Origin of the sequence: Pseudoalteromonas sp. C8 (assembly GCF_011378685.1) — a bacterium.
Classification (GTDB): Bacteria; Pseudomonadota; Gammaproteobacteria; order Enterobacterales; family Alteromonadaceae; genus Pseudoalteromonas; species Pseudoalteromonas arctica.
In genome coordinates this window covers 1-16,358 of record NZ_WTKT01000026.1, presented here as the reverse complement: position 1 = coordinate 16,358, position 16,358 = coordinate 1, and the positions used below count along the sequence as shown (strand labels likewise).

Below are 16,358 nucleotides of genomic sequence, written 5' to 3'. Positions count from 1 at the left end.
CGCTACTTCTTAGATAGTAAAAAGCCAAATATGCAAAAATATGACGTAAAAACCTTTCAAGGTTTGATCCTGGCTTTACAGGATTATTGGGCGCAGCAAGGCTGTGTCATTATTCAACCACTTGATATGGAAGTGGGCGCAGGGACATTTCACCCGCAAACTTTTTTAAAGTCTATTGGTCCAGAGCCAATGGCGAGTGCATACGTGCAACCGTGTCGTCGTCCTACCGATGGTCGCTACGGTGAAAATCCAAATCGCTTACAACACTACTACCAATTTCAGGTAGTTTTAAAGCCATCGCCAGATAACATCCAAGAGCTTTATTTAGGCTCTTTAGCGGCTATGGGTATCGATACACTAACTCACGAAGTTCGCTTTGTAGAAGACAACTGGGAATCACCTACGTTAGGTGCGTGGGGCCTAGGTTGGGAAATTTGGTTAAACGGCATGGAAGTAACGCAGTTTACCTACTTCCAACAAGTTGGTGGTATTGAGTGTTCACCAGTAACGGGTGAGATCACTTACGGCCTAGAGCGTTTAGCAATGTACATTCAAGGCGTAGATAGTATTTACGACTTAGTATGGGCAGACGGTCCACTAGGGCGCGTAACCTACGGCGACGTGTTCCATCAAAATGAAGTAGAGCAGTCTACTTACAATTTTGAACACGCAAACGTAGAAGACTTATTTGCTCAGTTTGATAAATGTGAAGCAGAGAGCCAAAAGTTAATTGAAGCAAACTTACCACTACCGGCTTACGAGCAAGTAATGAAAGCATCGCACGCATTTAACTTACTAGACGCACGCCACGCAATTTCGGTAACTGAACGTCAACGTTATATTTTACGCGTTCGTGCGTTATCAAAAGCGTGTGCACAAAGTTACTATGACAAACGCGAAGCGCTTGGTTTCCCGCTGTGTAAGGATAAGTAAGTATGTCAGCACAAAATTTATTAGTAGAAATTGGCACAGAAGAGTTGCCACCAAAAGCGCTGCGTAAATTAGCAGAAGCTTTTGCTGCAAACTTAACTGCAGAGCTTGAAACACTAGAGTTAGCACATCAAGGCGTAAGCTGGTATGCATCGCCTCGTCGTTTAGGTTTACAAGTAAAAGCGCTTGAAGCTAAGCAACAAGACAAAGAAGTTGAAAAACGCGGTCCAGCAACTAAAGCTGCATTTGACGGTGACGGTAACCCAACAAAAGCAGCAATGGGTTGGGCACGTGGTTGTGGTATTGAAGTAAAAGACGCACAAACACTCGAAACAGACAAAGGCGCATGGTTATTGCACATTGCTAAAGTAGCAGGGCAAGAAACTAAAACGCTAATGACAGGTGCAATTACTAAAGCGTTGGCTAAATTACCAATTCCTAAACCAATGCGTTGGGGCGCGAATAAAACACAATTTATTCGTCCTGTGCATACGGTAACTATTTTGTTTGGTGATGAGTTACTTGAAGGTGAGATCCTTGGTAAGAAAATAACTAACCAGCTTCAGGGTCATCGCTTTCACCACCCAGAAAAAATTAGCATAAACCATGCAGATGACGTTTTTGACGTACTTAAATCTGCTTACGTTATTGCCGATTACGAACAACGTAAAGCACAAATTCGTACGCAAATAGAAGAGGCTGCAAAAGCAGTTAATGCTGTTGTTGCAATGGATGAAGATTTACTAGAAGAAGTAACATCACTTGTAGAGTGGCCAGTTACTTTAACGGCAACATTTGAAGAAGCATTTTTAGATGTACCAGCCGAAGCGTTAATTTACACCATGAAAGACGATCAAAAATACTTTCCGTTATTAGATCAAAACGGCAAACTTTTAAATAAATTTTTGTTTGTATCTAACATAGAAAGTAAAGATCCAAGTGTGGTTATTTCTGGTAACGAAAAAGTAGTGCGCCCGCGTTTAGCCGATGCACAGTTCTTCTTTGAAACAGATAAAAAGAAAACTCTAGAAAGCCGATTAGAATCGCTTGATAGCGTATTGTTCCAAAAGCAACTTGGTACGCTTAAAGATAAGTCTGAGCGCATTAGTGAGCTTGCAGGTTATATTGCTGAGCAATTAGGTGCTGATAAAGTGTTAGCGCAGCGTGCAGGCTTATTAAGTAAAACTGACCTAATGACTGAAATGGTAATGGAATTTACCGACGTGCAAGGTGTAATGGGAATGCATTACGCTCGCCACGATGGTGAAGCCGAAGATGTAGCCGTAGCGCAAAACGAGCAGTACATGCCACGCTTTGCAGGCGACAACTTACCTACAAATTTAATTAGCTGCGCAGTAGCGATTGCTGATAAGTTTGATACGCTGGTGGGTATTTTTGGTATAGGCCAAGCACCTAAAGGTGACAAAGACCCATTTGCTCTTCGTCGTGCTGCTATTGGTGCACTTCGCATTATGGTAGAAAAAGAACTACCACTTGATATTTTAGACCTAGTAGCTAAATCGCAAACATTGTTTGGCGACAAGTTAACTAACTTAAATGTATCAACTGACGTATTTGAATTTATGCTAGGGCGCTTCCGTGCTTGGTATCAAGACGAAGGTATTGAAGTAGACGTAATTCAAGCAGTGCTTGCACGTCGTCCGACTAAACCTGTTGATTTTGATCGCCGTGTTAAAGCCGTAAGCCACTTCCGTACATTAGACGCAGCAGAAGCGCTTGCAGCAGCTAATAAGCGTGTAGGTAATATTCTGGCTAAAAACGACATTACCAGCCAAGGTAGTGTTGATGAGAGCTTATTAAGCGACGACGCTGAAAAAGTATTAGCATCACAAGTAGCAAAATTTGCCACTGACCTTGCACCACTTTACGCAGATGGAAACTACCAAGAAGCATTAAGCCAATTGGCAGGTATTCGCGAAAGTGTTGATAACTTTTTTGACAACGTAATGGTTATGGCCGACGATGAAGCTGTTAAGCAAAATCGTCTTGCGCTGCTAAGCCAGTTAAGCGGATTGTTTTTAGGTATTGCAGATATTTCTGTTTTACAAAAATAACACCGATTAGCAATTTTAAAAGCCAGCGTTTTGCTGGCTTTTTAGTTTTCACTGTATGCAAAGGAAACCCCATTGATGATTTCTATGAAACGAATTTTAACCTTAGCAATTGCTGCTTTACTTACTGCCTGTACAAGCCAAATTTCGATTAATGATGTATTACCACAGCAAGAGCTTGACCGCACAATTTACTTACGTGGCGACTTTACACTGTGGGATGCAGAACCCCAGTATCAGTTTGCACCAGTTGGCCCTGCGCTTTATCAAGCAGAAGTGAAATTTTCGACGCCTGGTAAAGTGTACGAATTTAAAATAGCCGATGTCGATTTTAGTGAAGGTTACAACTGTGGTTACAGCGACGCACAACCAGCAGGGCAAAGCCTAACACTCGGCCAACCAGCTATCGCAGACTGTAATACTATTTATAACTACTTTAGTTTCACACCAGCAATAAAAGGCATATACATAGTAAGTATTGATTACAGTGACTACGACAAGCCACAAGTGACGATAACGAAGAAGTGATAGCTGTATTTTTAAAGCAGCCCGAGTGAATTAATGGATTTGTGACAAGGACGTTGTAGTGTTTATTCAGCATTAACACCAAGGGGGTTTCGTAGGTTGGGTAGAGTGAAACGAAACCCAACATGTGTGGCGAATAAAACTATTTTGGTGGTTATTAAACAACCTACGCCAGACACAAGTTTATGTGGTTGCTATAAGCGTGTAACAATATCATGGATAAGTTTGACTTAAAATTGTCTTGATTATAATTAACAAAACTAATCTATACTCTTATTTATCTGTTTATTCTATAGGTAAAAATATGCGTTATAAGCGTATGTTAGAGGCGGGCGCATGTTATTTTTTTACGGTAAATTTAGAAGATAGATCTCAGCATTTGCTCGTGGAAAATATAGAGTTATTACGTCGTGTGTATTCAAAGGTGGCAAAAAAGCATCCAATAAAGACGATTGCAATCGTTATCATGCCCGATCACCTTCATGTTATTTGGCAATTACCAAAAGGCGATAATAATTATGCAATGCGTTGGCGGCTTATAAAATCAGGCTTTTCTCGAGAGCTTCCAGCAACAGAATTTTGTAATAAAAGTCGAATAGCGAAGGGAGAGCGTGGAATTTGGCAGCGCCGTTATTGGGAGCATAAAATTAGAGATGAAGAAGACTTAAATAACCATATTAATTATATCCACTACAACCCTGTGAAACATAAATATGTTTCTAAAGTCAGTAATTGGCCTTTTTCGAGTTTTCATCGATATGTTAAAGATTCAAAATTACCGAGTAACTGAGGGAGTGATAATAAGTTAAACGATATATACGATGAGTGAAATTATTTCGATTATTATAAGATACGTTGGGTTTCGTAAAACTCAACCCAACCTACGTTATTTTAAAGCCCTTTCTTAACCACATATCTATACGGTGCTTCTTCTGCATCTTTAGCCACCAGCGTGTGATCCATAAACGTACAAAAACTCGGAATGTCGCGAGTTGTTGACGGGTCATCAGCAGTTATTAATAACGTTTCACCATCACTCATTTTACGAATAGCAGCACGTACCATCATTACTGGCTCTGGGCAGCGAAGGCCTATGGCATCTAATTGGTGATCGGGATTATCAAAGCTCATAATAAATTGGCCTGTTTAATTAAAGTGATTGCTGTGTACGCGAGTGCTTAGGTATAGCAATTAATAAGTTTGGGAGTTTAACGCAATTTTAAGTGTAATTTAACTATTTTACTTATCTTAATATGCCCATATTATTTGAAACTTTATTGCTGCAAAAGACTTTATTTAATAATACGCCCGATCACATAATTACGCTGTTACATGCTTGTTTGATAAAGGGTCGTTTTCACTTAATTAAAGCTAATAAAAAAGGCGAACTGAATAAAATCAGTCCGCCTTTTTAATCACCAAGATGGTTTTACATGTTTAAAACTAATTAGTCTTGAACACGTTCAAATACAGTGGCAATGCCTTGGCCTAAACCAATACACATAGTTGCTAAACCGTATCGTACATTTTTGTCTTCCATTAAGTGAATAAGCGATGTGCTAATACGCGAACCCGAACAACCCAGTGGGTGACCAAGTGCGATTGCGCCGCCATTTAAATTCACTTTTTCGTCAACAACATCCATTAACCCTAAATCTTTCATTACAGGTAATGATTGTGCTGCAAAGGCTTCGTTAAGCTCTACTACGCCTAAGTCATCAATTGTAATACCGGCTTGAGCAAGTGCTTTTTTACTTGCTGGTACTGGGCCGTAACCCATGATTGATGGATCGCAACCAGCGACTGCCATTGCTTTAATGCGTGCACGAATTGGTAAGCCAAGTTCTTTTGCTTTCTCTTCGCTCATTACTAACATTGCAGATGCGCCGTCAGAAAGTGCAGAAGAAGTACCGGCTGTTACCGTACCCGATGCAGGATTAAATACAGGGCGAAGCTTTGATAGGCCTTCTACTGTTGTTTCTGGGCGAATTACTTCGTCGTCTTCAACTAATATAAGCGAACCATCTGCTGCGTGACCTTCCATTGCTAAAATTTCGCGACGGAAACGGCCTTCAACAGTTGCCGCTTGTGCACGTTGATGTGAGCGGTAAGCAAATTCATCTTGTTGCTCACGGCTAATGCCATGAAGCGTAGCAAGGTATTCTGCTGTTAAACCCATTGAGCCCGATGCTTGTGCAATCGTTGTTGCAAGGCCTGGGTGAAAGTCGTTGCCGTGAGTCATAGGTACGTGACCCATGTGCTCAACACCACCAATTAGGTAAGTGTCGCCAGCGCCTGTCATTATTGCGCGTGCAGCGTCATGCAATGCTTGCATTGACGATCCACATAAACGGTTAACCGTTACAGCAGGTACGCTGTGTGGGATACCGGCAAGTAATGCTGCGTTACGTGCTACGTTAAAGCCTTGCTCTAATGTTTGCTGTACACAACCCCAATAAATATCGTCAATTGATGCTGGATCAACTGCTGGGTTGCGATCAAGTAAGCCTTTCATTAAATGTGCGCTTAAGTCTTCAGCACGTTTATGTTTGAATACACCACTTTTAGAGCGACCCATTGGTGTGCGGATACAATCTACAATTACTGGATTATTCATGATATTAACCTTCCACCTTATAGAAAACACGACCTTCTTCGGCCCACTTGCGAGTTTGCTCAGATACTTGGTAAATCGCACCTAGGTGAGCGTATTTGTCTGCTGCTGCAACAAAGTTAGCTAAACCAGTTTGATCTAAGTAACGGAACGCGCCGCCTCTAAATGGAGGGAAACCAACACCGTAAACTAATGCCATATCTGCTTCTTGCGGCGAGGCAACTATGCCTTCTTGCAAACACAGTAGCACTTCGTTAATCATTGGAATCATACAACGGTCGATGATTTCTTGTTTATCAAATTCTTTTGGTGCGTCTGTAATTGGGCTTAGTAGCTCAACTGCTGTCTCGTCATGAGACTTTTTAAGACGACCGCGACGATCTGTTTCGTATTTGTAAAAACCGGCTTTGTTCTTTTGACCAAAACGTTTTTCGTTGGCAAAAATAGTCACTGGGTCTTTATCAGCACGCGCCATACGCTCAGGGAAACCGTCAGCCATTACGCCAGTACAATGGAATGCTGTATCAATACCTACAACATCAAGTAAGTAAGCCGGACCCATAGGCCAGCCAAATACGTTTTCCATTACTTTATCTACTTTTGCAAAGTTAGCGCCTTCAACCACTAATTTGCTAAAACCTGCAAAGTAAGGGAATAAAACACGGTTTACAAAAAAGCCTGGGCAATCGTTAACAACAATTGGCGATTTACCTAATTTAAGTGCGTAATCAACTACTGCATTAATTGTTTTATCTGAGGTTTTTGCGCCACGGATAATTTCTACTAATGGCATTTTTGGCACAGGGTTGAAAAAGTGCATACCACAGAAGTTTTCTGGCTTATCTAGCGCTTGTGCTAGTAAATCAATACAAATAGTTGATGTGTTTGAAGTAAGTACCGTACCTTCTGGCATGGTCTTTTCAAGATCAGCGAGTACTGCTTGCTTAACTTTAGGGTTTTCTACAACGGCTTCAACAATAATGTTGGCACTTTGTAGGTCTGACGCGTTAAGTGTTGGCTTAATTTTGCTAAGTGTTGCCAACATTTTTTCCATTGGCATGTGGCCACGCTTAACTTTTGCACCTAATAACTTAGACGCTTCACCCATACCTAAATCAAGCGCATCTTGTTGGATGTCTTTCATTATAATAGGTGTGCCTTTATAAGCAGACTGATATGCAATACCGCCACCCATAATACCAGCCCCTAATACAGCGGCTTGTTTAATTTCTACATCGCTTTGTTTAGCAAATTTACGTGCTTTACCTTTAATGTATTGGTCAGCTAGGAATATACCTGTCTGTGCAGCTGCTTCTGGTGTACGTGCTAATTTAGCAAAGTTAGCATTTTCGATTGCCATTGCTTCATCGCGAGTACAGTTTGCCGCTGCTTTAATAGTACGTACAGCCATAACCGGTGCAGGATAGTGGCCTTTGGTTTTACCCATTACCATACCTTCTGCCATAGCAAAGCTCATGCCTTGCTCAACACGGTTTAATTTAAGTGGCTGTAGTTTTACGTTACGTTTTGCTTGCCAATCTAGCTTGCCAGAAATCGCTAGCTCAAGTGTTGACACACTTGACTCTAAAAGTTTGTCAGCACTAACTACCGCGTCAAACGCACCTACTTTAAGGGCATCTTCTGCGCGGTTTTCTGCGCCTGAGGTAATCCACATCATCGCGTTATCGGCGCCAATGATACGTGGTAAGCGCACTGTGCCACCAAAACCAGGCATTATGCCAAGTTTAACTTCTGGTAGGCCCATTTTAGCTGTTTCGCTTGCCACACGATAATCGGTAGCAAGTGCCCACTCACAACCACCGCCAAGTGCCATACCGTTTATAGCGCTTAGAGTTGGGAATGGCAAATCTTCGATTGCATCAAAAACGTCGGTTGCGTTTTTGATCCACACTACTAATTCTTCTTCAGGTTTAGTAAATGTAGGTAAAAATTCGAAGATATCGGCACCAATAATAAAGTGGTCTTTATCACTGGTAAAAATCATGCCTTTGACATCAGTATTGGCAGCTAATTCTTTTAATGCTGCTGCGCAATCTGAAAGAGTTTTTTGAGATAATGTGTTTACAGAACCTGCAACACAAAACTTAAACTCGGCGATGTTTTCCTTTAGGAAGCTAACTTCAAAGGAATCGCTTTTATATAACATTATTATTCTCCCTAGTTGACGAACTAAGACTGGTACGATGAGTTTGCATTTCAATCAGTGTGCTTGCTTTAAATTAAAAATGCAACGAAAAATTTAACTCGGTTACAATCGACTGGTTAAAATATAGCTGGTTTGGTGCTAAGGTGGTTGAAAAGTTTTTATTCACTACTTTAATTTTTATTAAAGGACATTATGAAAAAATATTTACTAAGTGTTGCGGCAGCTGCATTCATTTTCCCTCTTCACTCTGCCGAGGCAAGTATCGATAACGATGCCTTTTTAGATGCCGAAAAAAAAGTAAGGTACGGAAGTTACCAAGACTTTAAACAAGCGGTTAGTAACCTAAATCATCCGTTAAAACCGTATGTTGAAAAAACATATTGGCAACGTCACCCGAGTATTAAGCATCAGGCAGAGATAGAAGACTATTTAAATATATATCAGCATACACCGCTTGAGTGGCCTGTGCGCAAAGCGTGGTTGGAGTATTTAAAAGAGAACAATGAAAAAGCGGCGTATATACGCAACTACCGTGAAACTTCTAATACTGGGCTTACCTGTACTTATTTAGATTTTCAGCTCGACTTGGGCGCGCCTGAAAAGGCGATTCTAAATCAGGTGACCGACTTATGGGCCGTTGGTAAATCGCAACCTAATGGCTGTGATAGTTTGTTTTCTACGTGGCGTAAAAAAGGCTACATGAAAGAAGAAACGGTTTGGAAGCGTGTAACACTTGCTGCACAAGGCGGGACGCAAAGCTTATTGCCTTACTTAAAAACTTTACTGCCAAGTAAGGAGCGTTACTTAGCTGATTTATACTTAAAAGTGCGAAAAGATCCAAGCACGGCAGCTGGATTATATCGATATAAAAATAAGTCGGCTAAAGAAGGCCAAATAGCAATTTATGGTGTTAAACGTTTGGTTTGGCGCGATAAAGAGCTTGCTTTAAAAGCATGGGAAAAACTAGAAAAAATATTTAAGTATAGTGATGAAGATAAAGCTGACGTGTATTACACCTTTGCGTTGTCACTTGCTTCAAGCGGGCATAAGCAAGCGAGCTTTTGGCTAAATAAAGTGCCGAAAGAGCGATTAGACAGCAAGCTTATTCAATGGCAACTGGGCAATATGCTCAAAACCCAAGATTGGGAAGGGATTGCTGCATTTTTTACGGGTAAAGAGGATTTAAGCCTTGGCCAGCAATATTGGTTAGCTTATAGCTATGCTAAACGTGGCGAGCAACAAAAAGCAGACGATATTTGGAAAAAAGTAGCGGCTAATCGTGATTATTACGGCTTTTTAGCAGCAGCACGTTTAGGTTTGCCCGTTGATTTAAATAATCAACCTTTAGCAGTCGATAAGGTGCTTGTAGATAAAGTAAGTAATGCACCTGGCTTTAAGCGTGCAAAAGCACTTTATGATATTGAGCGCTTTACGTCGGCGCGCCGTGAGTGGAATTATTTAACGGATACGTCTAGCAATGAAGAAAAGCTAGCAGCATCACAACTATCTACCGATTTAGGTTGGCACGACAGTACTATTTTTACTTTAGCAAAAATTAAAGCGTGGGATAACGTAGAGCAACGTTTTCCGTTTGCGTTTCAAGATGTTTTTGAGCGCTACAGTAAACGTAGCAAGATAGATGTTGCCTGGAGTATTGCTATTGCAAGGCGCGAAAGCTCTTTTGCGCCAGATGCACGCTCGCATGCTAATGCACGTGGTTTAATGCAGTTATTACCTAGTACTGCTGAGTATGTAAATAAAGGCAGTGTGACAAGTAGTCGTTTATATCAACCTAAAACAAATATTAGGTTGGGTACGAGTTACTTACAGTACTTAAAAAAGAAAAACCATGGCAATGAGGTGCTGGCAACAGCTTCTTATAATGCGGGTTATCACCGTATAAAGCGTTGGTTACCTGATGACGCTATTCCGGCTGAGTTATGGGTAGAGCTTATTCCGTATCGCGAAACCCGCGATTACGTAAAAAATGTATTTGCGTACAGGCAGGTTTACCATACAAGAATGGGCCGAGAAGGTAATGTATTAGCGCCGCTACTCGAAATGAAAATGGGCGGTTGAATATATGATACCAATCGACCAATCGACCAATAACTTAACACGATAGGTATTAATAAGGGGGATGTTTACATGTTAAATATCCCCCTTTTTTGAGCGCTGAGGGTAATACCAATTTTATTAAAAACATGATCATTCTAGCGTATTAAATAACTCAATAACTGCGTTAAAAATTATTTATATAGAACAACTATGTATCATAATTTTAGCCTTGTTATTAAGCTATTTTCTTGTCGCTATAATAGATCATTAATTTAATGCAATTGGTATAAGTGATAGACTCAGAGCAAGTTAAATTTAACAGATGGATTAACAATGGATAAATTAGCCGTTTTATACGCCGAACATATTGCAACACTGCAACAGCGTACTCGTACAATTTGTAATAGCGAAGGGTTAGAAGGATTAGTAATTCATTCAGGCCAAGCTAAGCGCCAGTTTTTAGATGATATGTATTATCCATTTAAAGTTAATCCACAGTTTAAAGCGTGGTTACCGGTTATTGATAATCCTCATTGCTGGATTGTGGTAAATGGCAGCGACAAACCAAAACTAATATTTTATCGCCCGGTAGATTTTTGGCATAAAGTACCAGACGAGCCTCGCGACTTTTGGGCTGAGTACTTTGATATAGAGCTATTACTTCAGCCTGATCAAGTTGAAAAGTTATTACCATACGACAAAGCTAAATACGCTTACATGGGCGAATATATTGAAGTAGCGCAAGCACTTGGTTTTAGTATTATGAACCCTGAGCCTGTACTTAACTATTTTCATTACCACCGCGCTTATAAAACGCAGTACGAACTTGAATGTTTACGCAACGCTAACCGCATTGCAGTAGATGGGCATAAAGCTGCACGCGACACATTCTTTAATGGTGGTAGCGAGTTCGATATTCAGCAAGCGTACTTAATGGCAACACGTCAAAGCGAAAATGAAATGCCGTACGGCAACATTGTTGCGCTTAACGAAAACTGCGCTATTTTGCACTACACGCACTTTGATCCAAAAGCGCCACACACTCATAACTCATTTTTAATTGATGCTGGTGCAAACTTTAATGGTTATGCTGCTGATATTACTCGTACGTATGATTTTAAAAAGCAGGGTGAGTTTGCTGAGCTTGTACAAGCTATGACAGTTCAACAAATAGAGTTAGGTAAAGGTTTAAAGCCGGGTATGCTTTATGGTGACTTACACGTTGAGTGCCATAACCGTATTGCACAAATACTCAGTGACTTTAAAATTGTTAACCTACCCGCTGAGGAAATTGTTGAGCGTAAAATTACCTCTACTTTCTTCCCGCATGGACTAGGGCATCACCTAGGTTTACAAGTGCATGATATGGGCGGTTTTATGAGTGACGAAAAGGGCGCACATCAGCCATCGCCTGAAGGGCATCCGTTCTTGCGTTGTACTCGCCTGATCGAAAAAAACCAAGTATTTACTATTGAGCCAGGTTTATATTTTATTGATTCACTACTTAGCGATTTAGCGCAAACCGATAATAAGCAGTTTATTAATTGGGAAAAGGTTGAGTCATTTAAACCATTTGGCGGTATTCGTATTGAAGATAACATTATTGTTCACGAAGATAGCTTAGAGAATATGACACGAGATTTAGCGCTCGATTAATTCTAGTTAACACTAATTAGTTTATACACGTTAAAATACGTACATTATTTAAAGGGGCCTTTTGGCCCCCTTTTTACAAGTTTAAAATATGCCTGAATATAAATATCCCGCTGCTGACGTTTTTCATCAAGAAGAAATTAAAAAAAGTACGTTTATAGTTCACATTGCACATACCCCCGATTTAAATTCAGCTAAAGCATTTATTAAAAGCATTGAAGAAAAGTATAGCGATGCGCGTCATAACTGCTGGGCACATGTGGCAGGCAACCCCGGTGGCAGCCATGTTTATGGTTTTTCGGACGATGGTGAACCAAATGGCACTGCAGGAAAGCCTATGTTAAATGTGCTGGTGGGTTCAGGCCTTGGCGAAATCACAGCTGTTGTTACACGTTACTTTGGCGGCATAAAATTAGGCACGGGCGGATTAGTACGTGCTTATGGTGGCTCATTAAATAATGCATTAGTAAAATTGCAAACGGTACTTAAAGTTCCCAGTGTTGAAATTACAGGGAGTAGCGAGTACAGCATGCAAGGTGCGATTGAGCAGTTATTAAAAACAAAGTATCAAGTGCTTAATATTGATAAGCAATTTACTGCTAATATTGAATGGGTGATTACAATAGATAGCCGCGAAGCTCAGCAAGCAATCAAAGATATTTTTGATTTAAGTCACGGCGCAGTTGAGTTAACTATTAAAGAGTAATAACCTACACAAATTGCATGTAATGCATACTGACCCTATTTAATTTGGTTGATACTACTCAGCCTGAATTTACTAATAATAAAAGCGACAAGCTAAATGCAATTTCGTACCATCATAAAAATTCTTGGCCAACTTGTTGCGCTGTTTAGTATTACCATGGTGCCTCCGGCACTGGTGTCTTTAATATATAAAGACGGTGGTGGTGTTCCTTTTGTTTTAGCATTTATCTTTAGTGTTGTTATTGGCATGATGGCTTATTACCCAAACCGCCATGAAAACGGTGACTTAAAAGCACGTGAAGGCTTTTTAATTGTTGTTTTGTTTTGGCTGGTACTTGGGGCGTTTGCGTCCTTGCCGCTTATATTTTTACAAGAACCTAATTTATCGCTCGCCGATGCGGTGTTTGAAGCATTCTCTGGCTTAACAACCACCGGCGCTACAGTACTTACCGGTATTGAGTACTTACCTAAGTCGGTGTTGTTTTATCGCCAGCAACTCCAGTGGTTTGGCGGTATGGGTATAATCGTACTCGCTGTCGCTATACTACCTATGCTAGGTGTTGGTGGTATGCAGTTATATCGCGCTGAAATACCTGGGCCTGTAAAAGATTCCAAAATGACCCCGCGAATTGCCGATACAGCAAAGCACCTTTGGTATATTTATGTGTCGCTGACTATTGCTTGTATGCTGGCTTATTGGGCAGCAGGGATGGAGTGGTTTGATGCGATATGTCATGCATTCTCAACGGTGGCGATAGGTGGTTTTTCTACTTACGATGCTTCCATGGGGCACTTTGACAGCCCTGTAATTAACTTTATTTGTGTGTTCTTTTTAATTATTGCCGCTGTTAACTTCTCCCTGCACTACGCTGCAGTGGCGAGTCGAAACGTACAAGTTTATATTCGAGACCCTGAGTTTAAGGTGTTTTTGTGTATTCAATTAGCGCTGGTGGTTATTTGTTTTACCGTACTTTCCTCTAACGAAATATTTGCTAATGGCGATGAAACCCTCGATCAGGCGTTATTTCAGGCTGTTTCTATGAGTACAACAGCAGGCTTTGCTACTGATAACTTTTCAACATGGCCTTTATTTTTACCTATTTTACTTATATTTTCGAGCTTTATTGGTGGTTGTGCAGGCTCTACCGGTGGTGGTATGAAAGTAGTACGCGTGTTCTTACTTTACTTGCAGGGTGTGCGTGAGCTTAATCGTTTGGTGCACCCACGGGCTATATATTCAATCAAGCTGGGTCGAAAGGCGTTGCCAGACAAAGTAGTAGAAGCCGTGTGGGGATTTTTCTCTGCATATGCGTTGGTGTTTATTATTATTATGTTAGCGCTTATGGGCACGGGTATGGATAACATAACTGCGTTCTCAGCCACTGCGGCTTGTTTAAATAACTTAGGGCCTGGTTTAGGAGATGTAGCATCGCATTATGGCGCTATAACCGATGGTGCTAAATGGTTGCTTACCATTGCAATGGTGTTTGGTCGTTTAGAAATATTTACTTTATTAGTGCTATTTACGCCTACTTTTTGGCGTGGATAAACGAGCGGCTTAAGTTTTAATTACGAACTATTGGGAAAGGGATATGCCAACAAATTTAGAAAAGCTAAAGCATATAAGTGTAGGCAGCTTAGTCGACCTAGAAATATTAACACCTACAAGCAGTAAGCGTGTTAAAACTGAATTAGTTGGTTTACTCGATAAACAGTTTATTATTTTAAATTATCCCAATGCAAAGCGTTTACCTGCGGCGAGTGACTATTTACGTGATGGCGTAATGGTTGTTGTAAGAGCGCTTATTGAAGGTAGTGGTGGGCAAGTTATTGCGTTTCGCCAGCAAATTATGTCGGTAGCCTCTCATCCCGCTAAACTCGTGTTTATAAACTTTCCAAAGCAAGTGCAGTTATTTGCGCTACGCTCACAAACACGCATACCTACCTTATTACCTGCAAAGCTAAAGCTAAGTGACGATAGGGTACTTGAAGGCCTTATTAAAGACATTTCACTCACTGGTGTAATGTTTGATATTAGAGGCGATCAGCAAGTTGAAAGTATTAAAGATATGCAATGCACTGTCGTACTTAATAGCAGTGATAAAGATTTTGAAGGTGAAATTTGCAGTGTTAAAGAGCATGCCGCAGGCGTGCACTGTGGAATTAAGCTACTAGCAAGCGAGGATGAAATGAAAGCCTTTATGAAAGAGCATTTTATAGACCCTTCTGCGCTTGAGCCTACCGTTGAATAAATAGGTTTTCGCTTATTTGCAACAAAAAGGCATTTTATGTCAGTATTTATAAAATGTTTTTTCTCTCTTTCATAATTAAAATTATTATTTAAATAAAACAATTGATTACGTATTGTTTTTTACAGCTTGTTTTTTGTTATTAAAGCTACCTCGTTAAAATTTATCTCAATTATTATTTTAAATCCCTCCTTTTAAAACCGTACATTTAAAAATGTATCTTTTTATATAAACATAACTATATGTTTTTAATGACTTTAATATCATCTCTTTAAAACGTGTTGCTAAAGGGCAACAATAACTATTCTAAAAACGCCTTCTTGTTGTACGTTTTATATTTAACTTATTGAAAATTAATAGCTTTTAAATGTTGGCATCTAAGTTGTAATAGTCTAAGTGTACTGAACGAAATCGTGATTCAAAGTGAAATACTTAATCGCACACACATAAATTTGAAGGATACATATTATGAAAAGTATTAATAAAACTTTAGCACTTATCGCTATTGCATCTTCTTCAGCCGCTTTTGCTGCAACAGATTTTGACACACTGGATGTAGACGGCAGTGGCACAATTAGCCAAGCAGAAGCATCAGTAGATGCAAAGCTAATGAGCATGTTTTCTGAGCTTGATACTGACCAAAATGGTGAGTTATCAAAAGAAGAATTTTCAGAAGCTTAATTAAAAAGTATTTATCCTGAGTTGCCAAAGACACCTAAGTAGGCAAGGGAGCTTACGAAAGAGGATAACAAGGAAGTGAAAAATTACGTTTTGAGTTAAACGAAGCAATTTTTTTGATAGAACATTGAAGGATTAAGTTATGAAACATTTAAATAAAGCATTAGCACTTATAGTACTAGCATCTTCTTCCGCTGCATTTGCAGCATCAGATTTTGACAGCCTTGATATCGATGGTAGCGGCACAATTAGCCCAAGCGAAGCGGCAGTCGATACAGATTTAATGGCTGAATTTATTGAGCTAGATACCGACGGTAGCGGCGAGCTTTCTAAAGAAGAATTCGCTAATTACTAATTAATCTTTTCAGATTAAACATTTTTCACAGTCAGGGATCTTTGAAAAGGACTTCCCATATTACTAGGAATATTATTATGAAAACATTAAATACAACACTTGCAGTTATCGTTTTAGCATCTTCATCAGCAGCATATGCCGCAGTAGATTTTGCCTCTTTTGATGCAGATGGTAACGGTGCTATTACAATGGAAGAAGCAAAGGTTAACCCTCAGCTTGTAAAGATTTTTGATGATTTGGATACTGATGGTAATGGTGAAATCTCTAAAGAAGAGTTTTCAAAAGTACAGTAATCAATATTTAAGCATACTCCATTAAAGCCGCCTTAGTCAGCTAACACCATTCAGTTAAG

The 16,358-nt window shown here is 40.0% G+C and carries 15 protein-coding genes; 12 read left to right on the top strand and 3 right to left on the bottom strand.

Annotation, left to right across the window (positions count from 1 at the left end):
- Positions 1 to 30: 30 nt before the first annotated feature.
- The 4 genes from glyQ (at position 31) to GQR39_RS18580 (ending at position 4,317) form a co-directional block, all read left to right on the top strand.
- A complete protein-coding gene (glyQ, locus tag GQR39_RS18595; RefSeq protein WP_007584197.1) occupies positions 31 to 933 on the top strand; it encodes a glycine--tRNA ligase subunit alpha in 903 nt (300 codons plus the stop codon).
- Between the two features lie 2 nt (positions 934 to 935).
- Positions 936 to 3,005: a glycine--tRNA ligase subunit beta gene (gene glyS / locus GQR39_RS18590; protein ID WP_165736327.1), complete on the top strand. Its 2,070-nt coding sequence runs from the start codon at positions 936 to 938 to the stop codon at positions 3,003 to 3,005.
- 75 nt (positions 3,006 to 3,080) lie between these two features.
- On the top strand, positions 3,081 to 3,530 hold the full coding sequence (locus tag GQR39_RS18585) for a hypothetical protein (RefSeq protein ID WP_165736326.1): 450 nt from the start codon (positions 3,081 to 3,083) through the stop codon (positions 3,528 to 3,530).
- Positions 3,531 to 3,831: 301 nt separating this feature from the next.
- Positions 3,832 to 4,317: a transposase gene (locus GQR39_RS18580; protein WP_101163030.1), complete on the top strand. Its 486-nt coding sequence runs from the start codon at positions 3,832 to 3,834 to the stop codon at positions 4,315 to 4,317.
- 101 nt (positions 4,318 to 4,418) lie between these two features.
- Here the strand turns inward: GQR39_RS18580 and tusA are convergent, their stop codons facing one another.
- The 3 genes from tusA to fadB form a co-directional block, all read right to left on the bottom strand.
- Positions 4,419 to 4,658 (bottom strand): sulfurtransferase TusA, encoded by a 240-nt coding sequence (tusA, locus tag GQR39_RS18575; protein ID WP_007377644.1) that lies wholly within the window; start codon positions 4,656 to 4,658, stop codon positions 4,419 to 4,421.
- Positions 4,659 to 4,974: 316 nt separating this feature from the next.
- A complete protein-coding gene (fadA, locus tag GQR39_RS18570) occupies positions 4,975 to 6,144 on the bottom strand; it encodes an acetyl-CoA C-acyltransferase FadA (RefSeq protein WP_007584192.1) in 1,170 nt (389 codons plus the stop codon).
- 4 nt (positions 6,145 to 6,148) lie between these two features.
- Positions 6,149 to 8,308 (bottom strand): fatty acid oxidation complex subunit alpha FadB, encoded by a 2,160-nt coding sequence (gene fadB, locus GQR39_RS18565; protein WP_165736325.1) that lies wholly within the window; start codon positions 8,306 to 8,308, stop codon positions 6,149 to 6,151.
- Between the two features lie 192 nt (positions 8,309 to 8,500).
- Between fadB and GQR39_RS18560 the strand changes: the two genes are divergently transcribed.
- The 8 genes from GQR39_RS18560 (at position 8,501) to GQR39_RS18525 (ending at position 16,299) form a co-directional block, all read left to right on the top strand.
- A complete protein-coding gene (locus tag GQR39_RS18560; RefSeq protein WP_101216557.1) occupies positions 8,501 to 10,387 on the top strand; it encodes a transglycosylase SLT domain-containing protein in 1,887 nt (628 codons plus the stop codon).
- 312 nt (positions 10,388 to 10,699) lie between these two features.
- Entirely contained in the window at positions 10,700 to 12,022 is a 1,323-nt protein-coding gene (pepQ, locus tag GQR39_RS18555; RefSeq protein ID WP_165736324.1) for a Xaa-Pro dipeptidase, read from the top strand.
- An 88-nt stretch (positions 12,023 to 12,110) separates the two neighbouring features.
- The gene (locus tag GQR39_RS18550; RefSeq protein WP_101216558.1) at positions 12,111 to 12,725 is read left to right on the top strand and encodes a YigZ family protein; all 615 of its coding nucleotides are present in this window, start codon (positions 12,111 to 12,113) and stop codon (positions 12,723 to 12,725) included.
- Between the two features lie 96 nt (positions 12,726 to 12,821).
- The gene (locus GQR39_RS18545) at positions 12,822 to 14,273 is read left to right on the top strand and encodes a TrkH family potassium uptake protein (RefSeq protein ID WP_121953916.1); all 1,452 of its coding nucleotides are present in this window, start codon (positions 12,822 to 12,824) and stop codon (positions 14,271 to 14,273) included.
- 43 nt (positions 14,274 to 14,316) lie between these two features.
- The gene (locus GQR39_RS18540; RefSeq protein WP_007584185.1) at positions 14,317 to 14,976 is read left to right on the top strand and encodes a flagellar brake protein; all 660 of its coding nucleotides are present in this window, start codon (positions 14,317 to 14,319) and stop codon (positions 14,974 to 14,976) included.
- Positions 14,977 to 15,441: 465 nt separating this feature from the next.
- Positions 15,442 to 15,654: an EF-hand domain-containing protein gene (locus GQR39_RS18535; protein ID WP_004335175.1), complete on the top strand. Its 213-nt coding sequence runs from the start codon at positions 15,442 to 15,444 to the stop codon at positions 15,652 to 15,654.
- A 139-nt stretch (positions 15,655 to 15,793) separates the two neighbouring features.
- On the top strand, positions 15,794 to 16,006 hold the full coding sequence (locus GQR39_RS18530) for a calmodulin (protein WP_004335174.1): 213 nt from the start codon (positions 15,794 to 15,796) through the stop codon (positions 16,004 to 16,006).
- A 77-nt stretch (positions 16,007 to 16,083) separates the two neighbouring features.
- Positions 16,084 to 16,299 (top strand): EF-hand domain-containing protein, encoded by a 216-nt coding sequence (locus GQR39_RS18525; protein ID WP_007584177.1) that lies wholly within the window; start codon positions 16,084 to 16,086, stop codon positions 16,297 to 16,299.
- Positions 16,300 to 16,358: the final 59 nt, after the last annotated feature.